Origin of the sequence: Myxococcus qinghaiensis (genome assembly GCF_024198215.1) — a bacterium.
Taxonomy (GTDB): Bacteria; Myxococcota; Myxococcia; order Myxococcales; family Myxococcaceae; genus Myxococcus; species Myxococcus qinghaiensis.
In genome coordinates, this window is the sequence record NZ_JAKCFA010000009.1 from 239,516 (window position 1) to 264,887 (window position 25,372).

Here is a 25,372-nt window from a genome sequence, read left to right on the forward strand (position 1 = left end):
CGCCCACGCGTTGGGTTCTACACCAACCTTCCTGCTGTCGCCGACTTTCGACGGAAATGAGACACCCCGCTCCCACGAGGAAGACGTTCGGGAGTCCACGTCCGCCTCGTACGAACGGACAGGCCTCCAAATCCTCGCGTGCGAATGACGCAGGTCTGGATTTCCCGTGCAACGGCAGACGTGCGGGACAACGGCACCTGCCCAGGCCGAACAGCGGGCGAGCGTGGCTCGACGCGAGGTGGCCCGAGCACCCACCCGCGACGCGGCGCTCCATCCCCCGGGAATCACTGCCTCCTGAGACAAGCGGCGAGCGAGGACGAAGGCGACGTGTCGCTTCGAGCCACTCCGAGCAAGCGAACGAGGGCACGACGTCCTGGGGGTTGGCAGTCAGTCACGAGCGGGAAGTAGCACGCCCGGCCGGGTGTCCCCATGCGCCAACCCGGAATGAAAGGACCTCGTTTGACCGCATTCCTTCGCCTCGCCGCCCTGATGTTCGTGGTTCCCTCACTCGCTTCCGCGGAAGTGGTGTGGAAGGGCGACTTCGAGACCGGAAACATTTCGCAGTGGACGCGCTCGCAGAGCGTCTCCAACAGCCGCCTCCAGGTGGTGACGGACATGGTGCGCGAAGGCCGCTATGCCCTGAAGGCCACCGTGCGCCAAGGCGATGACCCCATCGGCGCGAGCGGCAACCGCAACGAGCTGCTCTACATCAGCGAGGAGAAGACGGGCTCCACGTACTTCTACAAGTGGAGCACGCTGTTCCCACAGAACTACCCGCTGTCGGACGGGTGGCAGGTGTTCGCGCAGTGGCACCAGGAGGGCTGCTGTGGCTCGCCGCCGCTGGAGTTCTTCGTGAAGGGAGACCGGATGTTCCTGCGCGTGGGCGGCTCCGAGGCCCCCATCGCCTGGGAAGGCCCCCTCTCCCGGGGCGAGTGGCACGACTTCGTGCTCCAGGTGAAGTGGTCGTCCAACGCGAAGGTCGGCTTCGTTCAGCTCTGGCACAACGGGAAGGTGGCGCTGCCGAAGAAGATGGGCGCCACGCAGTTCGGCAGCGAGATGAACTACCTGAAGCTCGGCCTGTACCGCGAGGACAGCATCAGGCCCGAGGCGAGCGTGTACCACGATGGCTTCACCATGAGCACCGCGCTCGAGGACGTGATTCCGCCCGCGCCGGCTCCCGAGCCCGTCCCCGAGCCCGCGCCGGAGCCGACCCCCACGCCGACGCCGACGCCGGACACCACGCCGACGCCGGACACGACGCCGACGCCGATTCCCACGCCGCCGGTCGTCTCCGTCCCCACGCTGCCCGGCACCGGCACGCCGAACGTCGGCGTGGTGAACGATGACAACGGCCGCAACAACCCGCTGTCCGAGAGCGGCCCGCAGGGCTGTGGCGCGTCGGCCACGGGCGGTGCGCCGTTCGTCGCCGCCACCGCGCTGCTGGCCATGGCCGGGCTCTTGAGCCGCCGTCGCAAGCCCGCGGAGGTCCGCGCCCGTCGGCGCTGAGCCGAACCGGCGGTCCTCGTCGCCTGCTGGAAAAACGAAGCGGGTCCGTTCCTCCAGGAGCGGACCCGCTTCTTGTTTTCAGCGCCTGGGTGCCGGCCTCAGTGCGCGCCTTCCACCTTCACGCCGGGGTTGGCGCGCTGGAGGAGGAACACCAACACCAGGGAGCACGCGAAGATGGCGGTGAGCACGGTGAAGTTGGCATTGAAGGCCCGCACCAGCGCCTGCAGGTTGATGCGCTGGCTGAACAGGCCGTAGGCGGCGGACAGCGGGTCCGTCACCCGCGAGGCCACCGTGGCCTTGAGGGCGGCGAGCTGCTCCTGCGTCACCTGGCTGTACGGGTCCACGTGCGACGCGAGCGCCGTGGTGTTCACCTTCGTCAGCCGGTTGAGCGCGCTGCTCATCCACGCGGTGCCGATGGAGCCGCCCAGTTCGCGCGTCAGGTTGAAGAGTCCCGCCGCGTTGCCGCGCTGGTCCGGCCGCAGGTTGCTGAGCGCCATCACCGACAGGGGCACGAAGATGAAGCCCATGGAGCAGGCGCGGATGAAGACGGGCGTAATCAGCGCCGCCTCGTCCGCCGTGCTGCTCAAGTGGCCGTTGGTCCACAGCGACAGGCACATGCCGACGATTCCCAGGCCCACCAGCCAGCGCCCGTCCAGCTTGCCGCCGAACTTGCCGATGAGCGGCATCAACAGCACCTGGATGAAGCTGCCCTTGAGGAACACCAGGCCGATGTCGAGCGCCGAGTAGTGCATCACCGTGCCGCAGAAGAGGCTGAAGAGGAACGAGCCTCCGAACAGCGCGGTCCCGACAAGGAAGTTCACCCCCGTGGCCGCCGCATAGGAGCGGTTGGCGAACACCCTCAAATCCACCACCGGCTCGGGGGTCTCCAGCTGGTGGACGATGAAGGTGATGAGCGCCACGCCCGCCACCACGGCGAGCACGGTGATTTTCATGCTGTCGAACCAGTCCTCGCGCGTGCCCTCCTCCAGCACGAACTGGAGCGCCGCCATGCCCACCGCGAGCAGGGCGATTCCCCAGCGGTCCACGCGGGCCGTGGAGGGGGCGAAGTCCTCCTGCTTGATGTGGCGCCACGCCATGAACGCGGCGAACAGGCCCACCGGCAGGTTGATGAGGAAGATCCAGTGCCAGCTCGCCACCTCGATGAGCAGACCGCCCACCGTGGGCCCCAAAAGAGGCCCCGTCACCGCGCCCAGGCCGAAGAGCGCGCCGGCCATGCCGTGCTCCTTTTGCGGATAGCGCGCGAAGAGGATGGCCTGCGACGTGGGGATGATGGCGCCGCCGCCCATGCCCTGGAGGATGCGGAAGACCACCAGCGAAGGCAGGTTCCACGCCAGGCCACACAGCACGCTGGCCGCGGTGAAGATGAGGATGGACGCGGTGAAGTAGCGCCGGAAGCCGAAGCGCCGCTGGAGCCAGCCCGTCATCGGGATGACCACCACGTTCGCCATCATGTAGCCGGTGGACACCCAGGCAATCTGGTCCAACGGCGTGCCGAAGCTCGCGCGGATGTCGCTGAGCGCGACGTTGACGATGGAGATGTCCAGCACGGACATCAGCGCCGCGGCCATGGCGGCGATGGTGATACCGGTTTTTGAACCGGTGATGACGTCGCCCTTCACGACTAGTGGCTCCTCGTGTCGACGGTGACGACGGCGCTCATGCCCGGCTTGAGGGCGACCTTCGACTCACCGTCGAAGCGGATGAGCACGGGGATGCGCTGCACCACCTTCACGAAGTTGCCGGACGCGTTGTCCGGAGGCAGCAACGCGAAGCGCGCGCCGCTGGCGCCGGCCAGGCTGTCCACGTGGCCCTTGAAGGCGTGGCTGCCAAACGCATCCACCTCCACCTCCACCGGCTGCCCCGCCTTCATCTCGCCAACCTGGTCCTCCTTGAAGTTGGCCACCACCCACACGTCGTCCTGCGGCACCACCGCCATCAGCGGACGCTCCGGGCCCACCATCTGCCCCACCTCCACCGTGCGGCGGCTCACCACGCCGTCCACCGGCGCGCGGACGTGCGTATAGGAGACGGCCAGCTCCGCCAGGTGCAGCGCCGCCTGGGCCTGCTTGAGCTTCGCGTCGGCCAGCTTCACCGCCGCCTGCGCCGCCTGCACCTGCACTGGCCCCGTCTCCGCGGCGGCGAGCTTGCCCTGCGCCGTCTCCAGCCCGCCGGAGGAGCCCTGCACCCCCGCCTGCGTGGAGGTCAGCCGCGCGCGCGCCACGTCCAGCGACGCCTTCGCCTGGTCATACGCGGACTGCCGAGCGTCCAGGTCCGCCTGCGTCACCGCGCCCTCCTGCTTCAACGTCCTCACGCGCGTCATGTCCGAGTCCGCCAGCTTGAAGCGGGCCTCGGCCGCCGCCACGTCCGCGTGCGCCTGGTCCAGCGCCGCCTTGGACGAGCTGATGCCGCTGTTGGCCTGCACCACGCCACCGCGCGCCTGCCGCAGGTTCGCCCCGGCGTTGACCTCCGTGAGCGACAGCTGCGACTGCGCGTTGGACGCCTGCGCCTCCGCGCTCAGCACGTCCGCGCGAGCCACCTCCAGCTTCGCGTCCAGGTCCGTGGCGTCCAGCTCGACGAGCACGTCGCCGGCCTTCACCGCCTGGTTGTCGCTCACCAACACCTTGGCCACCATGCCGGACACGCGCGGCGACACGTTGGCGATGCGGCCCTCCACCTGCGCGTCATCCGTGGACTCGTGGCCACGCGTCAGCGCCCAGCGGACGCCGCCGCCCACCAGCGCCAGGGCGACGAGGGCGGGCAACACCTTCTTCGCTCGCGAGCGCGGCGCGGCGGGCTCCCTCGCGACGGAGGGGAGGTTCTTCGGAACATCGTTGTCCTGCACATCCAAGGAAGGGGAAGCAGTGCTCATGGTGGTTCTCAAAGGTTCAGCGAGTCGATGATTTGGTGGCTAACCATCTGGACGAAGCGGGTCATCCGCCGGGTCCGGCAGAGGGGAATCAGGAGGGCAAGGGGTGGCTCACGGCTCGCGGAAGGCGGGGAGGCCGGTGGAGACCTTGGCCAGCAGCTCGCGCAGGGTGTCTCGCTCCTGCTCGCTCAACGGAGCCATGAGCGCGGCCACGCGACGGTAGTGCTCGGGGAGCATCCCTTCGAGCAGTTGCCGGGCCTTTGGCGTGAGGTGCACGGTGTACATGCGACGGTCCTCCGGGTGGTCCTCCCGGGAGATGAGGCCGTCCTTCTCCAGCGTGTCGAGCAGGCCCGTCATGGTGGCGCGGCTCACGCACGAGCTCTCCGCCAGCTCCGCCGGAATGAGCCCTCGGCCGCCCTCCGTCTCGCTGGTGGAGTACAGCCGGACGAGCACCGTGAAGCGCCCCTTCGACAGCCCGTGCCGCGCCAGGCTGGCGTCGTAGGCGTCGGACAAGTCGTTCGACAGGCGCAGCAGGGTGATGCACGTCTCCAGACCGCTCGAGTCGAGCTGCGGAAAGCGCTTCGCCAGTCGCTGCAGCCGCTCGAAGCGGGTGATGGGAGGAGGACTCACGCTCATCTCGATGCTCGGCGAAAGGATGCCGCTCCCGATTAGTAAGGCCCCTAACTAGTGCACGCAATAGAAATCCACGCGCGGGCTCCAGAAGGAGACAGGCAGGGCTGCTCGCCTGCCCGGGAGTGAAGCCGGGTCCCCAAGGGGCGCGCGCACCGTTATGAAGGGGGCGTGCTCGACGTGAAGGACCCCACCGTCCAGGAGGCGCTGCGCCGTGCTTCCGAGGAGGCCGGGCTGCCGGACTACCTGCGCAGCTGCGTGTATCCCCTGCTCAGGAACCCGGAGGGGGACTGGTCTCCTTGCTGTGGAGGAGGCTGTCAGCCGTGCTCGGCCACGCTGGCGGATGTGGCGGTGCGGACGCTGGAGCTGCTGGGGACGCCCCGGCTCTCGCCCGTGCCGGTATGAGCGCGAAGCTGGCGTAGACTCACGGACCTCATGAATCCCCTCGTCCATGCGGAGGTCTCCTGGCTGGCGGCGCAAAGCCTGCGTGAGCGAAGAGACCGCATCCTCGTCACCTGCGCGGGCCTGGCGCCGGACCTGGACGGGCTCACGCTGCTCGGGGGCGAGGAGCTGTACGTGCGCTATCACCACGTGCTGTTCCATGGCTTCGTGGGCGCGCTCATCACCGCCGCGGCGTGCATGGCGCTGGGACGACAGCGGCTGCGCGTGGGGCTGCTCGCGCTGGGGACCTTCCACCTGCACCTGCTCTGCGACCTGGCGGGCAGCGGGCCCGGGTGGCCCATCCACTACTACTGGCCCATCACCTTCCGGGAGTGGTTCTGGCAGGGACAGTGGAACCTGTCCTCTTGGCAGAACGCCGTCATCGGCCTCTTCACCACGCTGGCGTGCTTCGCGTGCGCGCTTCGCTGGCGGAGGACCTTCGTGGAGCTCTTGTCCCCGCGCTGGGACGCGGAGGTGACGAAGACCTTGCGGCGGCGCTTCCTCGGGGAGCACGACGCGCCGACACCTGACAGCGGCGAGCGCTGAGCGCGGGTGACGCTCACGGCTGGCGGCAGTCGCGCCGCAGGGTCTCCACCTGGTCCTGGGGCATGGCTCGCACGGTGGCGGGCGCGAGTTCCTTGAAGCGCTCGCACTTCTCCTTCGAGTCGGCCTCCTGCTCCAGATGCTGGGTGGCCACCTGCGCGGCCTGAGCCGGCTCGCCCTTGTCTTGATAGAGGCGCTCCAGCATGACGTGCGCGCCCTCCACCTTCGGGTTCTCCGCTATCTGTCGCTTCGCCGCGACAATCGCCTCGTCGACCCGACCCTGGCGCGCAAGCTCCGTCGCCTGCTGGAGTGACGCCGTCTCCGTGCAGTAGGGGAGCAGCGCCTTCACCTTCTTCGACAGCTCCGCCTTCTGCTCGTACAGCTTCGGGTCCGCGGCCCGCCAGACCTCGCAGCGCGTGGCCCGGCGCTCGCCCTGCATGAGCGTGGACACCTGCTCGGTGACTTGCGTTGCGTCCTTGGGGCGCCCCACGTCCTCCAGTTGCTTCGCGAAGTCCAGGTGCGCCAGCGCGTCGCTCGAGTCGCGATAGGGGCTCACCTCCAAATGCTTCTGGTAGCTGCGCACCGCCGCGTCCACCTCCCCCACCGCCAGCTCCGTGCGCGCCAGCTCCCGGTTCGCCTGCGGATGGGCCGGGTTCAATTCCACCGTGCGCCGCAGCAGCGGCAGCCGCCCCGCTTCGTCCTTCTGTCGCAGACTCAGCTCCCAGTAGGGCCTCGCGTCCTTCGACCCCAGCTCCACCTGCCGTCGGTAGATGTCCATCGCGCGCTGCCGCAAGTCACCTTGGGAGCGCGCCTGGGGCGACTCGCGAAACGACGTGTTCCAGTACGCCTGCGCCAGCGCGAGCTGCACGTCCTGCTGGTTCGGGTCCTCCGCCGCCGCCTTCTGGAGCAGGTCGATGGCCTTCGCGCAGCCCGCCTTGTCGAAGCCATCCGAGGGACAGTTTCGCTGCGCCAGTCGGATGCCCTCCTGTGCCGTGGGCGACAGCGTGGCGGGGGTCGCCACGGAGGGCTTGGGCGCCGCGGACGGCGGGGAAGGCGGGACTTGTGCCAGCACGGGCGAGAGCAACCCCCACCCCGCGACGAGTAGAACCTTCGCGCTCATCTGTCCTCCTGGCTCAACGCTGGATGTGGACGTGGTCCGCCGCCGGGTCATTGCAGTCGAGGAACGTCACCGGCCCGTTCTCCGTGAAGCTGTCTTCCTCACCCACCACCCGGATGCCCGCCAGCTCCACCAGGCACATCATCTGCCGCGCATCCCGGCCAGGCACCGCCATGGAGCGCGGGTCGATGTCGAGCGCGCGTCCCCGGGTGTGTCGGCTGTTGATGGAGCCCGAGCCGACGAACCGGTTGCGCTGAGGATTGCGGAACGCGCTGGTGATGAAGGGCTCGATGCTCACCGTCGCGAAGCGGTTGTTCGCCGTCGTGTCCGCCCGGCGATTCGGACCGGCGAGGATGGAGCCCGCGCACAGGCCACCCACCCGGGCCCCCGAGCACACGTCGTCTCCACTGGGGTTGGTGTCCCCCAGCGGCCCGAGCATCAGCACCGACGGCCCCGGCGCCACCACCACCGTCGCGGGGCTCGTCGTCGCCGTACCCACCGGCACCACCTGCACGTCATCCTTGAGGAGCTTGTTCAGCTCGGCGTCCACGTCCTGGAGCAGCTTGTCCAGGTCGCCCGGCGTCTCCTCGGCGATGAGCGTGTAGTTGCCCCGGTTGAGCGTCGTGTTCCCCGGCACGCGGACATTCGCCAGCGTCGGCTGGAAGTCCGTGTCGTAATCCACGTACTCCTGTCTCAGCGTGTCCGTCTCGTCCTGACGGAGGAATGAGGACGGCGGCAGCTTCACCTCCAGCCTCCGGCCGTCGCCCAGGTCCAGCACCCCCAGCACCTCGTACTCGAGCGGAGGATTGGGGTCCCGACTGCCGGCCACCGACTGCGCGGACTTGCCACGGAACGTCAGCTCCGCGCCCGTCGCAGTGGCGGGCTCGGCAGGACCGGTGCGCGTGCCCACCGGCGCCACCGTCCACTGGATGCGGTCCGCAAGCCCCGCCTCGCCTCCCGTGACTCGCGCACGGACCACCAGCTCCTCGCTCGTCACGAACGACGTGCGCGTCGGCGTGCCCTCGCGGCGCGTGAAGGCCTCGATGATGGCCAGCGTCACCCGCTCGCCACCTTCCGGCGTCGTGACTTCCACCAGGGGCGGAGGCTCTCCACTGCCTCCCGTGCCCGTCGGCTCCGTCTCGCTCCCGCACTTGCAGCTCGCCACGAGCGCCATCAGCGCGAGCCACCCCCACCGTGCCGTCCTCTTCACGAGCGCCTCCCCCCGCCGCCCCAGAACCGGGACAGCCGTGCAGCGGCCCGCGCACTTTCACCCGCGCCGCGCCGCGCGCCAGGGGTTCGTGCCCCCGGGCTGTCGGTGACTCGACGCGCTCGCGCTCAATCCCTCACTGCTCGACGGTGCGCCCGTCTCGCGGGGCAGCCAGGCCCATGGCGCCACGCGGCCCTCGAAGGCGGGCCCTGTGTGGAGTGCGGGACAGGGCACGTGCGTGCGGGCTTGTGTCCACCACCGTGCAGCACCTTGCACTCGGGCCCGTCCACGGTCATTGCCTCGCGGCACCGCGCACGCCTAGCTTGAAGGAGTTTCCTTCAAAGGGGCCCCATGCCTGCGTACCGTGACGTGCTCGCCACGATTCCCGAACCTGACGTCGAGGCCGGGAGGCAGTGCCAGGGCCTGCTGGACATGAAGACGAAGCCGCAGGGCAGCCTGGGCCGCCTGGAGGAGCTGGCGTGTCAGTGGGCGGCGCTGCGCGGAGAGCCCGCGCCCGCCATGCCTCGCAAGGGGCTGGTGGTGATGGCGGCGGACCACGGCGTGACAGAGGAACGCGTGAGCGCCTACCCCGCTGAAGTCACGGCGCAGATGGTGGCCAACTTCGCCCGGGGCGGCGCGGCCATCAACGTGCTCGCCAGGCAGCACGGCGTGCGCGTGGAGGTCGTCGACATGGGCGTGCGCGTGCCGGTGGAAGGACTGGAGGGCGTGCGCGTGCACCGCCAGGGCCCGGGCACGGCGAACCTGGCCCGAGGGCCGGCCATGTCGCGCAAGACGGCCGAGGAGGCCCTGAGCGTGGGCGCGCTGCTCGCGCTGGAGCTGGCGGACTCGGGCGTGACGCTGCTGGGCCTGGGTGACATGGGCATCGGCAACACCACCGCGTCGGCGGCGCTCACGTGCGTGCTCGCGGGCGTGTCACCGGACATGGCCACCGGGCGCGGCACGGGCGTGGATGACGAGGGCCTGTCTCGCAAGGTGGACGTGGTGCGGCGCGCGCTCGCGGTGAACCAGCCGGACGCGGCGGACCCGCTGGACGTGCTCGCCAAGGTGGGTGGCTTCGAAATCGCGGGGCTCGCGGGCGCGGCGCTGGGCGCTGCCTCCCGGCGGGTACCCGTCATGCTGGATGGCTTCATCTCCTCCGTCGCCGGACTGGTGGCGGCCAGGCTGTGTCCCAAGGTGATGCCCTTCCTGCTCGCCAGTCACATGTCGCGCGAGGCGGGCCACCGCCGGGTGCTGGAGGCGCTGCGGCTGCGGCCCCTGCTGGATTTGGGACTGAGACTGGGCGAGGGCACGGGCGCCGTGCTGGCGATGGGGCTGATGGACAGCAGCATGCACGTGCTGCACGAGATGGCGACGTTCGCCTCGGCGGGCGTGGCGGAGAAGACCCGGCGCTGAGGCTCGCTCCCACGTCCGAAACGTGGCAGGAGTCGCGCCGAGCCACCCCATGAAGCGACTCCTCGCCGGCATCGCCTTCCTCACCCGCATCCCCGTCCCCGGGGCCGCCACGTTCGACGCGGGAGACGTGGGCCGCGCGACGCTGTGCTTTCCGCTGGTGGGCGCGCTGCTCGCCGCGCTGCTCGTCGCGTTGCGCCTGGCGCTCTACCCGCTCTTGCCGTCGATGGTGACCGCGTACCTGCTGCTCGCCGTCTACGCGCTGCTCACCGGCGCGCTGCACCTGGACGGGCTGGCGGACATGGCGGACGGCTTCGGCGGCGGGCGCACCAAGGAGGACGTGCTGCGCATCATGAGGGACCACGTCATCGGCGCGTATGGCGGGGTCGCCCTGCTGCTGACCGTGGGCCTCAAGGCCAGCGCGCTCGCGGCGCTGCTGGAGCGCGGACAGGCGGACGCGGCGCTGGTGGTGGCCCTGGCGCTGGGCCGCTGGGGCTCGGTTCCACAAGGATGGCTGTTGCCGTATGCGCGGCGGAGCGGTGGCATCGGCATGGCCATCACCGATTATGTCGGCCGCGTCGAAGTCCTCGGCGCCACGGTGCTGGCGCTCGGCTTCGCCCTGGGGCTGATGGGCTGGAAGGGCGGCGTGGCCCTGGTGATGGTGGCGTGCGTGTCGGCGCTCCAGGGCCTGTGGTGCCGGAAGAAGATTGACGGCATCACCGGCGATACCATGGGCGCCAACACCGAGGTGTGCGAGGCGCTGGTGCTCGTGCTGGCGCTGGCGCTCGGCTGAGTCACCCGGGAAGGGACGGAACGCGGCATGGACTGGCGAATGCCGAGCGGTGTGACGCGCATGATTCTGGTGCGCCACGGCAGGCCCTCCGAGGAGATGAAGGGCCGGTGTTATGGACGGCTCGACGTGGGCCTCGCGCCGGAGGGCTACGTCCAGGCGGAGCGGGCCGCGCGCCTGCTGGCCCAGGTGGAGCTCCAGGCCCTCTATTCCAGCCCCCGGCTCAGGGCGCTCGACACGGCGAGGCGGTTGGCGGCGGACCGGGGCCTGGACATCCGCGTGGAGGAGGCCTTCCGCGAAATCGACTTCGGCCTCTTCGAGGGCCTCACCTACGAGGAGGCGGAGCGCCGCTTTCCAGACGTGTACGCGGAGTGGATGGAGCATCCGGCCCGGGTGCGGTTTCCGGAGGGAGAGACGTTCTCCGAGATGCGCGAGCGCGTGCGTGTCGGTGGACGCATGCTGCGGGCTCGGCATGTCGGACAGTGCTTCGCCCTGGTGTCGCATGGCGGCGTCAATCGCACCCTCCTCGCCGAGTCGCTGGGCATGGCGGACCAGCACCTGTTCCGACTGGACCAGGTCCACGCCTCCGTGAATGTCATCGACTTCTATGGCGACGAGCCCGTGGTGAAGTTGATGAACGCGGAGCCCTGACACGCCAGGCCAGGGACTCACCCGGGCCCTCGGTTTGACTGGTTTCAGGCGCGAGGCGTACCCTTCACGGTTCACGGCTCGGTTCGATATCGCTCTGGGATTGACCGTCCGACGCGCAGGGGGGCCTGTCGCATGGAGACCGACTCGCGAGGCGAAGCGCCCGCGCCGCCTGGCGTCCCTGGAGTCCGTGAGACGCAGCGCCTCAATCCCTTCTCACCCGAGTCGCTGGGCAATCCCTACCCCGTCTATGAACAGCTCCTCCAGCGTCCGGCGTGCTGGAACCCGGAGCTGCGGCTGTGGCTGTTCTCGCGTCACGCGGACTGCGTGGAGGTGCTCTCCCATCCGCGCTTCAGCCGGAACATCGCGAGCGCGCGGAAGAGTCGCCCCGAGGACTTCCCCGCGCCTCCAGAGGCGCTCGCGGCGCTGTCCGCCATGCACAGCCAGTGGTTCCTGTTGATGGACCCGCCGGACCACACGCGCCTGCGCGCCGTGACGAAGCGCGCGCTGGGCACGCGCCTGAAGGAGCTGTCCCTGCACATCCAGGCCACGGTGGAGGCGCTCCTCTTCCAGGCGCGCCAACGGGGCGAGCTGGACGTCATCGCCGACCTGGCCGCGCCGCTGGCCCGGACGACGCTGCGCTGGCTCGTGGGCGCTGACGACCTGGACTCGGACCTGTACCAGCGGTGGGCGCTCGCGCTCGCCCGCTGTGGAGATGCCTCCGCGCCGCTGGCCGTGCGCGAGGCCGCCAGCGCCGCCACGCGCGAGGTGAGCCAATGTCTCCAGGCCTCCCTCACCCGGCGCAGGCAATCGCGGCGCGGCGATGTCCTGGGCCTGCTGGTGGCCGCGCAGGAGGATGAGCAGGCCCTGAGCGAGGAGGAGTTGCTGCCCACGTGCATGCTCCTCCTCTTCGGGGGCTACGACACCTCCGTCAACCTCATCGGCAATGGGATGCTCGCGCTGATGGAGCACCGCGCGCAGTGGGAGGCGCTGTGCGCTCAGCCCTCGCGCATCAAGGGGACGGTGGAGGAGGTGCTGCGCTTCGACACGCCATTGCAGCTCTGCTCGCGCATGGCCCAGGAAGACGTGGAGGTGGGCGGCGCCGCCGTGCGCGCGGGCGAGTGGGCCTGGGTGCTGCTGGGCGCGGCCAATCGAGACTCGAGGCGCTTCGAGCAGCCCGACACGCTCGACATCCAACGCACGGACCTCCAGCACATCGCCTTTGGCCACGGCATCCACCAGTGCATCGGGGCGGCGCTCGCGCGCATGGAGGCCCAGGGCGCGCTGGGCACGCTCGCCAGGGACCTGCCTGGACTGCGACTGGTGCCCGGCGCGTGGAGGCGGCGCGACACCGCCGTGTTCCGGGGCCTCACCTCCCTGCCCTGCCAGGGCTGAGCGGCTCAGGACGGCTTGCGCGCCACCAGGTAGATGAGGAGCGGCGTGCCCAGGGCCGCCGTCACCAGACCCACGGGAGTCTCCTTGCCCGGAAAGATGATGCGGGCCACCGCGTCGCAGAGCACGAGGAAGCTGGCGCCCACCACCACCGAGCACGGCAGCAGCACGCGCCGACTCACCCCCAGCACCCGGCGGACGATGTGGGGGACGATGAGCTCCACGAAGGCGATGGGGCCGCACCACGCGACACAGCCCGCCACGCCCAGCGCGCCCAGGCCGATGGAGGCCATGCGGACCGCGCGCACGTTGACGCCCTGCGACTCGGCGTGCTCCTCGCCGGAGATGAACACCTCCAGTGCGCGGGTGAGCGTCAGCAGGCCCACCACCGACACGGCGGCGATGGGCAGCAACATCACGATGTTCTGATAGCCCACCTGCGGCAGGTGGCCCATGGTCCACCGCATGGCCGTGAGCAGCTCGGCGGAGTCCGCGGAGAACTGCACGCCCGTGGAGATGGCGCCCGCCGCCATGGAGAAGGCGATGCCCGCGAGGACCAGGTCATTCATCCGCACGTTGCGTCCCGCGGCGATGGCGGCCACCAGCAGGCTGACCCCCAGCGCGCCCGCGAAGGCGGCGGCGGTGATGAGCGGCAGGCCCCACATCGCGGCGCGCGCGCCCAGGACGATGGCCACCAGCGCACCCAACGTGGCGCCGGCCGTGGTGCCAATGGTGCTCGGCGCGGCGAGCGGGTTGGAGAAGAGGGACTGGTACACCGCGCCCACCAGCGACAGCGTGCCGCCCACCACCAGCGCCATCAGCGTCCGGGGGATGCGCAACTGCCAGAGGATGAAGTCTCGCGCGTGCGGCGGCATGGGCGGCCCGATGAAGGGCGCCACGGCGACCACGAGCGCGCACACCGCCAGCATCACCACGAGGCGCGTCCTCATTCCCCACGCTCCAGGGACATGCCCACGAAGACCCGGCGGTTCTCGACTTCGACGCCTCGCATCCGCACGGAGAACACCCGGCCCAGGTGCTCACCCAGGTCCGGCGCGTCGTAGTGCGACTCGAAGGCGACGCGGCCCTTCGACAAGCCCAGCACGCGAATCCGTCCCTCGCTGCCCGCGCGCATCGCATGGGCGAGCACGTTGATGTCGTGGGTGATGCACAGCACGCCCAGCCCCGAGCGCCACATCTGCCCCACGAGCGCATACAGCTCCAGCTGCTGGGCGGGGTCCAGGAAGTTGGCGGGCTCGTCCAGCAGCACCAGGGGCGCCTCCTGTGCGAGCAGCGCCGCCACCGCGACGCGCTGCTGCTCTCCGCCGGACAGTTCGGTGATGGGCCGCGAGGCGAGCGGCTCCGCCTGCACGCGGGCGAGCGCCACGAGCGCGGCTTCCTCCGAGCGACGGTGGGATTCCGTGAAGCGGTAGCGCGCGGCGGCCACGTGCTCCAGCGCGGTGATGGGCTCTGACACCTGGACGCGCTGGGGCAGCCACGCGAGGAACGCGGCGCGCTCCCGAGGCGAGAGGGCTCCCACGTCGCGTCCATTCAAGGTGACGCGGCCCGCGTCGGGGCGCTGAAGGCCGAGCGCCACGCGCATCAGCGTCGTCTTGCCCGCGCCATTGGGTCCCACCACGGCGACGAAGTCTCCCGGGGCGACGCGGAGGGACACGTCCTCCAGCAACGCCCGCTCGCCCTTGCGCACCGTCGCCCCGGAGACCTCCAGAAGAGACGTCATGGGGTCTTCGTGTCGAAGCGCAGCGCGGCCTGGAGCTGCTCCACCACGTCCAGGATGCGAGGGCCGGTGGACTGCACGCCCGGGCCAGCGACCAGCTTCACCCGTCCCTGCTTCACCGCGCGCAGCACCGTCAGTTGCTTCCACGGGGCGAGCTGTCGAGCCTCCTCGTCCGGAGTCAGGCGCGGGCCCTCCACCAGCACCAGGATGATGTCCGGGTCCACCGTCATGAGCTGCTCGACGGAGACGTTGGGTGGGCCCGAGGGGTCCTCGGCGATGGCGTTGCGCGCGCCGGCTGCTTCCAGGGCCGCGCCATGGAGCGAGTTCTTTCGGATGTACCAGATGCTGGAGAGCGCGGCCTCCGGGTCCCCAATCACCAGCAACACGCGCGGCGCATCCGGCGGAGGCTTGCGCTTCAGCGTCGTTTCCACCCTCTGGGCCAGCTTCGTGGCGGCGTCCTCTCGGCCCGTCTGGCGGCCCAGCTCGCGAATGCCGTTCGCCACGTCGTCGACGGAGAGCCAGGGCAGCACCTTCACCGGGGCGAGCGCGGACAGCGAGCCCGCGGGGGCCTGCTTCACCTGTTCATCGATGATGAGCGTGGGCTTGAGGCGGGCGATGGCCTCGTAGTTGGGCGACAGCGTGGAGCCCACCTTGGGCACGGATGCCGCCTCGGGGGGCCAGGTGGCCCAGTCGGAGAGGCCCACCACCTGCTCGCCCGCACCCAGCGCGTAGAGCGTCTCTGTGATTCCGGGCGACAGCGAGACGATTCGCCGCGTGCCCGCCTCCGGGGCCGGCGCGGAGCGCTGACAGCCCGCGAGGAGCGCGAGGGAGAGGACGAGCAGGGAGAGGGAGCGCGCGACGGACATGAGCGACGGGGAGCCCGTGAAGGGTTGGCAACGTTTTGCACCATATAGTGCACGCGCGCCAGGAGGCCCACCATGCCGAAGCAACCCCACCTCATGATTCAAGGCACGGGCTCCCACGTGGGGAAGACCACGCTCGTCGCGGGGCTGTGCCGCCTGTACGCGAACAAGGGGCTGCGCGTGGCCCCCTTCAAGTCGCAGAACATGTCCCTCAACTCCTTCGTCACGGAGGAGAACGAGGAAATCGCCCGGGCCACGGCGGTGCAGTCCTTCGCGGCGCGGCAGCGGCCCATCGTCCACATGAACCCGCTGCTGCTCAAGCCCAAGTCGGACAGCGTCAGCCAGCTCATCATCCACGGCCGGCCCCACCAGGACGTCGACGCGCGCGAGTACTTCCTCTCCGACACCCACCGTGCGCTCAAGCTGGCCGCCATCCAGGAGTCCATCGACCACCTGACGCGCCACTACGACCTGGTCATCGCGGAGGGCGCGGGCAGCTGCGCGGAGCCCAACCTGCGTCCGTTCGACGTGGTGAACATGGAGGTGGCGCACCGGCTGGGCGCGCGGGTGTACCTGGCGGTGGACATCGACAAGGGCGGCATCGCGGCGGAGCTGCTCGGCACGCTGCGGGTGCTGGAGCTGGTGGCGCCGGAGGACTGCGAGCGAATCGCCGGCTTCATCATCAACAAGTTCCGAGGAGACCGGCAGGTGCTCCAGCCCGCCGTGGACTTCATCGAGCACCACGCGAAGCGGCCTGTCGTCGGGGTGATTCCCTACTTGTCGCTGGCACTGGAGGAGGAGGACCGCGTCCAGCCTCGGATGCAGGGCGCGCCGGAAATCGACGTGGCGGTGGTGTACCTGCCGCACATCTCCAACAGCACGGATTTCGACTACCTCCAAGAGGAGCCCCACGTGCGCGTCCGCTTCGTACGCTCGGTGGACCAGCTCGGCGCGCCGGACGCCATCATCCTGCCCGGCACCAAGAACACCGTGGGGGACTTGCACCACCTGCGGCGCATCGGGTTCGAGCGAGTGCTCCAGGAGTTGAGCGCCACCACGCCCATCGTCGGCATCTGCGGGGGCTTCCAGATGCTGGGGCGGGCGTTGCTGGACGAGGGGCGCCGCGAGTCCGAGCACGGGAGCACCACGGGCCTGGGGTTGTTGGACATCGACGTGGAGTTCCTACCCGGGAAGACGGTCTTCAATCGCCACTACACGCCCACGTCTGACAATCCCTTCGCGAGTGCGGGCGCGGTGTCAGGGTATGAAATCCACTCCGGACTCGTCAGGTATGCGAGCGCGAGGCCGCTCTACGCCCATGCGGGCGGAGTGGACGGCGCCGTGCATGAGAGACTGCCCATCTTCGGCACGTTCATCCATGACCTGTTCAAGAATCCCCGACTCAGCAGGGCGTTCATCGACTCATTGCGCCAGCGCAAGGGATTGCCAGTCCTGACAGCGCCCCTGTGCAACCATGACACCCGTCGTGAAGAGAGTTACAATCGCCTGGCATCCGCCCTGGCTGAGCACATGACAACGTTTGCCTGACTCCATCCCCACTCAGGCTGCGGTGCGTGGCTCCGTCACATCCACCGCTCGCACTCCCGTGTCCCCCTCCGTGGTCAAGACCGCGACGGCTCTCTCGCTGGCCAGGATGATGGCGGGATTCGAAGGGAGTCTGCACAGGTCGATGGTCGGCAACGCATCCGTATCCAACCACCATTCATCGGGCCACAGGTCCTCCACGCTCCCGCACGTGGCGCAGCTCGGCCCCCGCCGCGACGCGCAGTCCGACGCGAGCTTCCCCTGCGGCAGCAACTGGAGTTCGTAGAGGCCTTCAGGGTCCTTGAGTCCCTTGAGGTCGACTCGAACGGGAACAGCCCCACTGAGCCTCGCTTGCTCCATCGCCTGAAGCACGGGACGAGCCACGAGGAGCGTCCACGGGTCTTGCATCACCACGGGAGGGAACACTCCTCGTGCACGCCCCCGGAGCGGGCCGAAACAGGAGCCCGGCTCCAATCTGGCACCCACGGGAAGGAGTGGCAGGACACCTTCACGGAGGCGGAGGTACTCCTCCCACGGCACGGGCCTCGCCTCGCGATACTCCCGCTCGTTCTGGAGTTCCGAGAGGCTCACGTTCGGGTAGTTCAGCGCCACGCCTCCCAGCTCCGCACGACAGGTCGGACACTGGGCCCCAGGCAGCCCCCACCGGTAACTCGCCTCGTAGCTCCCGCTCCAACGTGTCCCCTGAGAGAGAGAGGAGCGCAGCCAGAAGAACTTCATCTCACCTCCGCTGGCGTCGAGAGAATCACCGAGAGTTGCTGCCAGTAGCTCATGGGCATGCCCACCAACCCGTACCGTACAATCATGCCGCTCGCCTGCGCGAAAAGCTCATCTCGCCGTGGTGGCCTCGACCCCTGGCGACGCTCGATGTAGGCGCGCCATTCCTGGTTCCACGGTCCACCCCCTGGCCCCTCGTGGATTTTCCGATGGTGCGCGACATCAATCGCCAGCGCGTACTCATGGATGTTGATGCCTCGTGCATCGAAGTACCGCTCGAACGCGCGGGGGAAGATGTGGTGCTTCTCCTTTGGCCGCGAGGCCCATTCGGAGTACGCCTTCCGCAGACGCGTCTGGCTCGGCAGCTCTTCTTTCCGATGCCATTCGATGACGAGGGCGGGGCCTCGACCAGGGAGGGGTTGAGCGGCTCCGTACAACCGTTGCGGTGCTGTCCCAGGCCGCGCTGGGAGGCTCCCTCTCAGGGCCACCGGCGGCGACGCGAGGTCTTCACAACGGAAGAGCCCGCAGGTGTCGCCCGCGCATGCGGGGGCGATGCAGCCAGCCTCGCTTTCGCTTTCCTCTGCGCAGGCCTCGGCGGAAGCATCCTGGCTGGCCTCCGTCAGCAGCCCGCCGACATCCTCAACCCCTGGCGCGGTCGACGCACATGCAAGCAGCAACACGCAGACACAAAGCGCCCAGGCCGAAGCTCTCATGTGCACCTCATCGATGCGTCAGGGTTCTACAAATCCCACCCAACCATGACACCCATCGCGAGGAAAGTTATAATGGCCTGGCATCCGCCCTGGCCGAGCACATGACAACGTTTGCCTGACTCCACATCCCGCCGAGGGGGGCGCTTGGGGATTCCCGACTGAAGCGCAGGTAGGAGGAGGCTCGACATGAAGCTCGATGGATTCGTTCGCGTGCTGCCACGAGTGGTGCTGCTGCTTGCCATGGCCTGTCAGCACGACGCCCACGCGCAGGAACAGGCCTCAATCAGTACCGCGGACAGCAACCTCGCCGCCCAGGTGCTCACACCCGTGGGCACCACGTACCCCTATACCCAGCAGTTGCAGTGGTTGGACTCCACCCGCTTCATCGTCGGGCGCCTGGATGGCTCCATGACGTTCTTCCGTCCTCCTGGCCCCACCGAGTGGGGACCCATGCTCACCGATGTCCTGCGCACCCCCGCCAACCGGGGCGTGGAGATGATGGCCGTCCGGGACGAGCGGACCTTCGTCACCTCCAACGACAACACCACCATCACCCTCTGGCGCGAGCGGGATGCCGCGCTGCAAGAGGATGCGGAGCCCGCACACCTGGACAGGCTCCCTCGCGCGTTCCGCTTCGAGAACTTCGCGTACGACGCGGATGTGGGCACCGCGAACAGCGGCGTCTTCGTCGCGCACGCGAACCGCGAGTATCTGGTGACGGGCCATGAGAACGGCTTCGTCCTCATCTGGAATGTCTCGCGCAACGGCCGCCAGCTCGCGGTGCTGAAGAAGCTCAACGTCCGCTCCCCCAACCCCATCCCCAGCCCCTTCCAGCTCTGGAACGTGCGCGACATCGTCGCGTGGCGCGATGGCATCGTCATCACCGGCGCGGAGGACGGCGACCTGGTGATGCTCCAGCTCCCCCAGGGCAACATGCTCGCCCGCAAGCGCTACAACCCGAGCGCCCAGCGTGGCATCAACGGCCTGGCCATCCTCGATGACCACCTGGTCGCCGTGGCCTGCTCCGTGGGCCCCTCGGACAAGAACACCTGGCTCTTCCGCTTGCGCCCCGCGGAGTTCCAGTCCCAGGGCTCCGTGGACCTGAAGCAGAACCTGTCCCTGCCCCAGTCCTTCGCGTTCCGCGCCGCCATGGCCCGCGTCGGCGGTCAGCCGTACGTCTTCGCCACCACACAAGAGGGCCTGCTGTGGACCGTCCTCGTCACTCCCGCCGGACAGCTCCAGGTCCAGGCCTCCAGCTCCGTGGACTTCCCCATCGGCGAGGCCATTGACTACAACCCGACCACGTCCCAACTCGCGGCCGTGGGTGTGCTCGTCAACCTCTTCAACGTCGCCGCGCCCACCCCCGCCGCTCCCGCGCCTCGCAAGCAGGCCCCCACGGTGGCCCCGCCCCAGGCACCTTCCCTGAGGCCCGAGCCCGCTCCGGCGAACTGAGGTCCCCCATGTCGCGCCACAGCGCTCCGTGGGTGCTGGGCATCGGCGCGTCGAACCACAACGGCGCCGCGTGTCTCTTGCGCGGCGACGAAGTGGTCGTGGCCATCCAGGAAGAGCGCCTGCTGCGACGCAAGCGGGCGTGGCTTCCTGGCGGGCTCGCGTCGCTGTCGGTGCGCTACTGCCTTGAGCATGCGGGCATCCGACCCGAGGACTTGAGCCTCGTCGCGTGCTGCTCGCTGATGGGGCCTCGTGGGCCCATGTTCGACGTGCGGGCCAACCCTGACCTCGCCCTCCACAAGACAGGGGTGCCGACCCTCACCCTCTCCCATCATCTGGGGCACGCCGTTGGCGCCTTCGCCACGTCCGGCTTCGACGAGGCCCTGGTGCTCGTCGCCGACGGCTTCGGCTCCAACGTCAACGACTTGTCCCTAGAGGAGCTGGCGGCGGTCGTCTCCGAACGACGAGGAGAAGAGACGCTCTCCGTCTACCGCGCCTCACGCGACGGCTTCGTCCCACTGGAGAAACACCTGGGGACGTTCCTGGAGGTCACCGCCTCCGCGGAGCTGGAGCGCTTCCAGGGGATGCCACGCTTCGGCAGCCTGGGCGGCCTGTACTCCGCCGTCGGGCGACAGCTCTTCTCGGATGTGCTCGAAGGGCCGGGCAAGGTCATGGGCCTTGCGCCCTACGGCGTGGCCGATATCCCCATCACCGACTTCTTCGACATCGTCGACGGGCGGTTCGTCTTCTCCGACGCCGCGCCTCGGCGGTTCCCTCACAACGAGCGCTGGCCCGCGCGACAGGAGGAGTACCGGAACCTCGCGGCCTCCGCGCAGGCGGCGCTGGAGGCGGGGCTGCTGCACGTCGTCCGACGCCTGCGTGCGAGCACGTCCTGCGACACGCTCTGCTACGCGGGCGGCGTCGCGCTCAACAGCGTGGCGAACGAACGCCTCTTCACCGAAGCGGGCTTCCGAGACGTCTACGTCATGCCCGCCGCCGAGGACAGCGGCACCGCCCTGGGAGCGGCGTACCACGGGCTCTGGCACCTGACAGGGCATCGGACAGGTCGACGGCTCCAGCAGGACAGCGTGGGCAGGACGTATCCCTCCACCTGGGTGGAGCGCGCCATCCAGGCGACGCCCGCCGTCGTGTCCCGCCGCCTGCCCTCGGTGGTGCCCGCCGTCGCGGACCTGCTGATGGAGGGCAAGATGCTCGGATGGTTCCAGGGAGGCTCCGAGCTGGGCCCGCGCGCGCTCGGACAGCGGAGCATCCTCTGCGACCCGCGTCCCGGTGACATGAAGGACGTCCTCAACAGCCGGGTGAAGTTTCGCGAGGCCTTCCGCCCCTTCGCGCCCGCCATCCTCGCGGAGCACGCACGCGAGTGGTTCGACCTGGACGCCACGGAGTCCGACGACAGTCCGTTCATGCTTCGCGTGTGGCGCTTTCGCGAGGAGCAGCGTCATCGCGTCCCCGCCGTCGCCCACGTCAACGGCACCGGCCGCGTCCAGACGGTCCGCGCGGAGCACGTCCCGCTGCTGCACGCGCTGCTCACGGCGTTCCATGCGCGCACCGGGGTGCCCGTCCTGCTCAACACCTCCTTCAACGTCGCGGGAGAGCCCATCGTCGAGACTCCCGAAGACGCCCTGTGGTGCCTGCTGTCCACGGGGCTCGACGGCTGCGTGCTGGGCGAGCACCTGGTCATGAAGCAGGCAGCCTACAATTCACTGCTGGACCTGGAGCTGCTCGTGCTCGGAGAGCGACTTCCTCCCGAGCCCGGCGGTTTCGCGGGTGAAAACGACCTGGGGCACCTGTTGAAGGAGCCGCTCGGGTTCGCCCTGGACGCGGAAGGTCGCGCCCTGGAGGATGCGCGCCAGATGACCGGCGGGTGGAGACATTGTGGTGCGTTCCGCGTGCGGACACCGTGGGGCACGGTGCTCCAGCTCGTCTCCCCTTCCCTCGCGGAGCTGGTGGAGACCATCGAACCCCGCATGACGGGCTGGCGACTGCTGGAGCGCGCCGCTCGGCGAGACGCCACGCTGGATGAAGGACGGCTGCTGCGGAGGCTCGGCTCGCTGCGCCGGGCTTCCATTCTCGGCTTCGGTCCGGGACTCGCTCCCGGTGCGGGAGCGTGAGGACGGCGCTCGCGAGGTGGTGCCTGGGACTGTCGTTGCTGGCAGGCACCTCCGCGCGGGCCCAGTCCTCCGAGGACGCGGGCACGCCTCCACTGTCCGAGGTCATCGACGTGGTGGGCAAGGTGCCCGACCCCGAGCCGATGGACCGCGCCTCTCAACGAGACCCCAGCAGCGTCGTCACCGTCATCTCCGTGGAGGAGCGCGGCGGCACGGCCCGCGACACCGCCGAGGTGCTCGCCACGTCCCCCGGTGTCGCCATCCAGGAGTCAGGCGGGTATGGCCAGAGCAAGAGCCTGGTCGTCCGCGGTGCCTCGTCGAACGGGACGCTGGTGCTGCTCGACGGCATCCCCCTCAACGGCGCGGGCGGCAGCGCGGACCTGTCGCGCATCCCCCTGGCGCTCGCTCGCGAGTTCGAGGTGCTGCGAGGCAGCGCGGGCGCGCGCTATGGCAGCGGGGGCCTGGGCGGCGTGGTGAACATCGTCACCCGAAGCCCTGGCGACACGCTGAGCCTGTCCGGTGAGGTGAGCTACGGAAGCTGGGATACGGCCACGGGCTGGCTCGCCGCCACCGGCCCGCTGCTGGACAGTGAGCTGCTCCTGCTCGTGCATGGCGGCACCTCCTCCGGCGGCTTCTCCTATCCCTTCGACCCCACGCCCACGCTGCCCGGAGACGCGCCCGAGACGCGGCGACGTGACAACAACGATGCACGCGGCGCGGGGGCGCTGCTGCGCGTGAGGCATCGCCTGGCGCCGGGCGTGGTGGTGGATGCGATGGGCGAGGGCTCGCTGGAAGGACGCGGACTCGCGGGCACGGTGCAGAACCCCGTCGCGGACGCGCGTCAGTCCAGCCGCCGGGGCGTGCTGAGCCTGCGCGTGCTGGGCTCGCTCGCGAACCGGGTCGACGTGTCGGCGCGCGCGCACTTCCGACAGGAGCGCCTGGAGCTGACAGGTGGCCCCGTGTCGCAGCAGGGCGTGCAGGTGCTGCGCGCGGGTGGCGGCGAGTTCGAGGGACGGCTGCCCCTGGGGGACTCGCACGTCGTGTCGGCGCTGGCGAGCGTGGGCGGAGAGGGCCTGTCCACGAACGGTGTCGCATCACCGACGGAAGAGCGGACCTCCTGGCTGCGCGCCAGCGTCATGGCGATGGACGACGTCGCGCTCTTCTCGGGACGTTTGCATGTGACACCCTCGCTGCGGCTGGAGCGCGTGGGCCCCTACACACTGTGGTCTCCCAAGCTGGGGGCCCGGGTGTCACTGCCCGCGAGCCTGGAGCTGCGCGCCAACGTGGGACAGGCCCACCGCGCGCCTTCGCTGTTGGAGCTGTACGTGCGCCAGGGCACGCTGCTGCCCAACGCGGACCTGCGCGCCGAGCGGGCCGTGTCCGCGGACGTGGCGCTGGCCCACCACACCAAGCACTCGCTCGTGTCCGTGGGCGCCTTCCACAGCCTCTACGAAGACCTCATCGCCTACGAGGCGTATCCCCCGTTCGCCGCCAAGCCCTTCAACTTCGCCTCGGCGCGCGTCTCGGGACTGGAAATGGACGCGGAGGCGCGGCCCACGTCCTTCCTGTCGGGCTCGCTGGCGTACACGCTGCTCGTCTCGCGCAACCTCCGGGACGACCCGCGCTACTACCTGAAGGAGATTCCGCTGCGCCCCCGCCACACCGTGTCGGCGCGCGTGGCCGCCGGGCCCTCGTGGCTGACGGGACGCGTGGAGCTGCGGGCCCAGTCCTCGCAACTTCGCAACCGCACCGGGGAGCTGATGCTGCCGGCCCGGGCGCTGCTGCACGCGGGCGTGTCCAGTATTTTGGGACGCCGGCCCGCGCTGACACTCTCTCTCGACGTCAAGAATGTCTTCGACACCTTCGTCGAGGACTTCGACGGCTATCCCCTGCCGGGCCGCGCCGTGCTCGCCTCCGTGGCGATGTCGCTCGACGTTTCCCCCTCCTCTCATCGAAAGGCGGACACCCCATGAATGCCGCGCCACTTCCTCCCGGGCGACACGTCGCCGTCCTGGTCTCCCTGCTGTCGTGCCTGCTCCTGACGGGCTGCCCCGACGAAGGCGTCGTCTGTAGCGAGGGACTCTCCCGCTGCGGGGACACCTGCGTGGACCTCACCAGCGAGTCCGCGAACTGTGGCGAGTGTGGCAACACCTGCGGCACCGGACAGCTCTGCGCGCAGAGCGCGTGCCGCTGTCAGCAGGGCGCCACGGCCTGCGGCGGCGCTTGTGTCGATACCCAGTCCTCGCCCGAGCATTGCGGCGGCTGCGCGGGCGAAGGCGGCAAGGTCTGCCAACCCTTCGAGGTGTGCATGAATGGCGACTGCCAGGGAAGCTGCGCCGGGGGCATGCTTCAGTGTTCAAACGGGTGCATCAATCCGGCCGTCAGCAACCTCCACTGCGGCGCTTGCGACAACGCCTGTGGCGACGCTCGCAGTTGCCGGGGCGGCGTGTGCACCTACGACGTGGTGGCCACGTGCTTCAACACCGGGCAGGTGGTGGGCATCCAGTCCGGGTCGGACTTCAAGGGCCCGAACACCCTGGTGGCCTCGTCTCCGCAGAGCGCGGCGCGGATGATGAATGTGCTGCTGGTGCTCGACTCCACGCGCAAGCTCGTCCAGGCGCGTCTGAGGGACTACGGCGTGCTGCCCGCGCGCAACGACACGGGCCGCGCTCCCAACCAGGTCCTGGTACTGGACCCGTACCTCTACATCCTCAACTCATCCGACAACACGCTTCAGATGCTCCGTCGTGAGGGAGACCCCATCCCCCCTGGCCCCCGGGACTCCCACTACCCCGACGGCATCCCCCTCACCGACATCGCGAGCGTGAGCTTCGGCGCCAACACCAATCCCTTCGGCATGACGAGGCTGAACAACGACCTCTGGGTCACCCTCTATGGCAACCTGCTGGGCGACCCGTCCGCCGGAGGCCGCGTGGTGCGTGTCTCGCTGAACGAGTTCTCCACCCCCGTCATCACGGACACCATCGTGCTGCCCTCGGGGGCCGCGCTGAAGCCCTTCCCCGACAACACGACGCTGTCCACGCCCACCGGCATCACCGCACACCACGGCAAGCTGTACGTCGCCCTCAACAACCTGAACCCCGTCACGTACAGCCCTGGCGGGCCGGGCCTGCTGGCGCGCATCGACCCCACTAGCCGCGCGGTGGACCTCATCGAGCTGGGCGACGGTTGCCTCAACCCGAGCGCCGTGGCTCCCGTGGGCGAGCAGCTCCTCGTCAGCTGCGGCGGCAAGGCCACCTACGACTCCGAGTTCAAGCTGCTGTCCGTGGAGCGCTCGGCGCTGGTGCTCCTCGACGCGCAGGACCGCGTGGTGTCCACCGCGCCCATCCAGTGCTCGCCGGGCATCGGCTCCTGTCCGATTCCCGCAGCCGGCCGCTTCGCCGTGGTGGGCAATCGCTCCTACCTGGGCGACACCAACGGCGGGCGCATCTTCGTCCACGAAGTCGTGGGCAGCACGCTCGTCGAGCGCCGGGGACTGCTGGACACGTCGGAGCCCGCCATCGCCGCCTGCCCCGCGAGTGGCTTCTCGCTGGTCAGCGACGTGGTGGCCCTGGACAAACAGTATTGAAGCAGGGGCACTTCGCCCCGACGGGGCAATGTGCCCCTGC

22 protein-coding genes are annotated in these 25,372 nt (G+C 69.5%); 12 read left to right on the forward strand and 10 right to left on the reverse strand.

What is annotated here, in order from left to right; genetic code table 11:
- The first annotated feature begins 459 nt into the window (after positions 1-459).
- Positions 460-1,506 carry a heparin lyase I family protein gene (locus LZ199_RS18920; RefSeq protein WP_253995118.1) on the forward strand — a complete coding sequence of 349 codons (1,047 nt, stop codon included), beginning with the start codon at positions 460-462 and terminating at the stop codon, positions 1,504-1,506.
- Between the two features lie 98 nt (positions 1,507-1,604).
- On the opposite strand, the gene LZ199_RS18925 is transcribed toward LZ199_RS18920, so the two are convergent.
- The 3 genes from LZ199_RS18925 to LZ199_RS18935 form a co-directional block, all read right to left on the reverse strand.
- Positions 1,605-3,146, reverse strand: coding sequence for a DHA2 family efflux MFS transporter permease subunit (locus LZ199_RS18925; protein WP_253995119.1), 1,542 nt, complete (start codon positions 3,144-3,146; stop codon positions 1,605-1,607).
- Between the two features lie 2 nt (positions 3,147-3,148).
- Positions 3,149-4,396 (reverse strand): HlyD family secretion protein, encoded by a 1,248-nt coding sequence (locus tag LZ199_RS18930; protein WP_253995120.1) that lies wholly within the window; start codon positions 4,394-4,396, stop codon positions 3,149-3,151.
- A gap of 108 nt (positions 4,397-4,504) precedes the next feature.
- Complete coding sequence (locus LZ199_RS18935) at positions 4,505-5,029, reverse strand: MarR family winged helix-turn-helix transcriptional regulator (RefSeq protein ID WP_253995121.1); 525 nt, start codon at positions 5,027-5,029, stop codon at positions 4,505-4,507.
- Between the two features lie 165 nt (positions 5,030-5,194).
- Here LZ199_RS18935 and LZ199_RS18940 point away from each other — a divergent pair, with 165 nt between their 5' ends.
- Together LZ199_RS18940 and LZ199_RS18945 are read left to right on the forward strand one after the other, a co-directional pair.
- Positions 5,195-5,428 (forward strand): hypothetical protein, encoded by a 234-nt coding sequence (locus LZ199_RS18940; protein ID WP_253995122.1) that lies wholly within the window; start codon positions 5,195-5,197, stop codon positions 5,426-5,428.
- A 30-nt stretch (positions 5,429-5,458) separates the two neighbouring features.
- On the forward strand, positions 5,459-6,010 hold the full coding sequence (locus tag LZ199_RS18945; protein ID WP_253995123.1) for a metal-dependent hydrolase: 552 nt from the start codon (positions 5,459-5,461) through the stop codon (positions 6,008-6,010).
- 13 nt (positions 6,011-6,023) lie between these two features.
- On the opposite strand, the gene LZ199_RS18950 is transcribed toward LZ199_RS18945, so the two are convergent.
- Positions 6,024-7,127 carry a tetratricopeptide repeat protein gene (locus tag LZ199_RS18950; RefSeq protein WP_253995124.1) on the reverse strand — a complete coding sequence of 368 codons (1,104 nt, stop codon included), beginning with the start codon at positions 7,125-7,127 and terminating at the stop codon, positions 6,024-6,026.
- 13 nt (positions 7,128-7,140) lie between these two features.
- Complete coding sequence (locus tag LZ199_RS46710) at positions 7,141-8,334, reverse strand: D-Ala-D-Ala carboxypeptidase family metallohydrolase (protein WP_253995125.1); 1,194 nt, start codon at positions 8,332-8,334, stop codon at positions 7,141-7,143.
- A gap of 348 nt (positions 8,335-8,682) precedes the next feature.
- On the opposite strand from LZ199_RS46710, the gene cobT reads away from it, so the two are divergent.
- The 4 genes from cobT (at position 8,683) to LZ199_RS18975 (ending at position 12,574) form a co-directional block, all read left to right on the forward strand.
- The gene (gene cobT, locus LZ199_RS18960) at positions 8,683-9,744 is read left to right on the forward strand and encodes a nicotinate-nucleotide--dimethylbenzimidazole phosphoribosyltransferase (RefSeq protein WP_253995126.1); all 1,062 of its coding nucleotides are present in this window, start codon (positions 8,683-8,685) and stop codon (positions 9,742-9,744) included.
- 49 nt (positions 9,745-9,793) lie between these two features.
- Positions 9,794-10,534 (forward strand): adenosylcobinamide-GDP ribazoletransferase, encoded by a 741-nt coding sequence (cobS, locus tag LZ199_RS18965; protein WP_253995127.1) that lies wholly within the window; start codon positions 9,794-9,796, stop codon positions 10,532-10,534.
- 27 nt (positions 10,535-10,561) lie between these two features.
- On the forward strand, positions 10,562-11,182 hold the full coding sequence (locus LZ199_RS18970; protein WP_253995128.1) for a histidine phosphatase family protein: 621 nt from the start codon (positions 10,562-10,564) through the stop codon (positions 11,180-11,182).
- A 132-nt stretch (positions 11,183-11,314) separates the two neighbouring features.
- Positions 11,315-12,574 (forward strand): cytochrome P450, encoded by a 1,260-nt coding sequence (locus LZ199_RS18975; protein ID WP_253995129.1) that lies wholly within the window; start codon positions 11,315-11,317, stop codon positions 12,572-12,574.
- A gap of 5 nt (positions 12,575-12,579) precedes the next feature.
- Here the strand turns inward: LZ199_RS18975 and LZ199_RS18980 are convergent, their stop codons facing one another.
- From LZ199_RS18980 to LZ199_RS18990, 3 genes are read right to left on the reverse strand one after another with little or no spacing between them, the layout of a single operon-like run.
- Complete coding sequence (locus LZ199_RS18980) at positions 12,580-13,521, reverse strand: FecCD family ABC transporter permease (protein WP_253995130.1); 942 nt, start codon at positions 13,519-13,521, stop codon at positions 12,580-12,582.
- On the reverse strand, positions 13,518-14,312 hold the full coding sequence (locus LZ199_RS18985; protein ID WP_253995131.1) for an ABC transporter ATP-binding protein: 795 nt from the start codon (positions 14,310-14,312) through the stop codon (positions 13,518-13,520). The genes LZ199_RS18980 and LZ199_RS18985 overlap by 4 nt, the downstream gene beginning before the upstream one ends.
- Positions 14,309-15,175, reverse strand: a complete 867-nt coding sequence (locus tag LZ199_RS18990) for an ABC transporter substrate-binding protein (protein ID WP_253995132.1) — start codon at positions 15,173-15,175, stop codon at positions 14,309-14,311. The genes LZ199_RS18985 and LZ199_RS18990 overlap by 4 nt, the downstream gene beginning before the upstream one ends.
- Positions 15,176-15,247: 72 nt before the next feature.
- Here LZ199_RS18990 and LZ199_RS18995 point away from each other — a divergent pair, with 72 nt between their 5' ends.
- Entirely contained in the window at positions 15,248-16,720 is a 1,473-nt protein-coding gene (locus LZ199_RS18995) for a cobyric acid synthase (RefSeq protein WP_253995133.1), read from the forward strand.
- 12 nt (positions 16,721-16,732) lie between these two features.
- On the opposite strand, the gene sitI6 is transcribed toward LZ199_RS18995, so the two are convergent.
- Together sitI6 and sitA6 are read right to left on the reverse strand one after the other, a co-directional pair.
- Positions 16,733-17,455, reverse strand: a complete 723-nt coding sequence (sitI6, locus tag LZ199_RS19000) for a SitI6 family double-CXXCG motif immunity protein (protein WP_253995134.1) — start codon at positions 17,453-17,455, stop codon at positions 16,733-16,735.
- A complete protein-coding gene (gene sitA6, locus LZ199_RS19005) occupies positions 17,452-18,165 on the reverse strand; it encodes a SitA6 family polymorphic toxin lipoprotein (RefSeq protein ID WP_253995135.1) in 714 nt (237 codons plus the stop codon). The genes sitI6 and sitA6 overlap by 4 nt, the downstream gene beginning before the upstream one ends.
- 186 nt (positions 18,166-18,351) lie before the next feature.
- Between sitA6 and LZ199_RS19010 the strand changes: the two genes are divergently transcribed.
- The 4 genes from LZ199_RS19010 to LZ199_RS19025 are packed head-to-tail and all read left to right on the forward strand — an operon-like array spanning position 18,352 to position 25,332.
- Entirely contained in the window at positions 18,352-19,617 is a 1,266-nt protein-coding gene (locus tag LZ199_RS19010; RefSeq protein ID WP_253995136.1) for a hypothetical protein, read from the forward strand.
- Positions 19,618-19,625: 8 nt separating this feature from the next.
- Positions 19,626-21,746, forward strand: a complete 2,121-nt coding sequence (locus LZ199_RS19015) for a carbamoyltransferase family protein (RefSeq protein WP_253995137.1) — start codon at positions 19,626-19,628, stop codon at positions 21,744-21,746.
- Entirely contained in the window at positions 21,743-23,716 is a 1,974-nt protein-coding gene (locus tag LZ199_RS19020) for a TonB-dependent receptor plug domain-containing protein (protein WP_253995138.1), read from the forward strand. The genes LZ199_RS19015 and LZ199_RS19020 overlap by 4 nt, the downstream gene beginning before the upstream one ends.
- On the forward strand, positions 23,713-25,332 hold the full coding sequence (locus LZ199_RS19025) for an MXAN_6577-like cysteine-rich protein (RefSeq protein WP_253995139.1): 1,620 nt from the start codon (positions 23,713-23,715) through the stop codon (positions 25,330-25,332). Before LZ199_RS19020 ends, LZ199_RS19025 begins: the two co-directional genes overlap by 4 nt.
- Positions 25,333-25,372 lie beyond the last annotated feature (40 nt).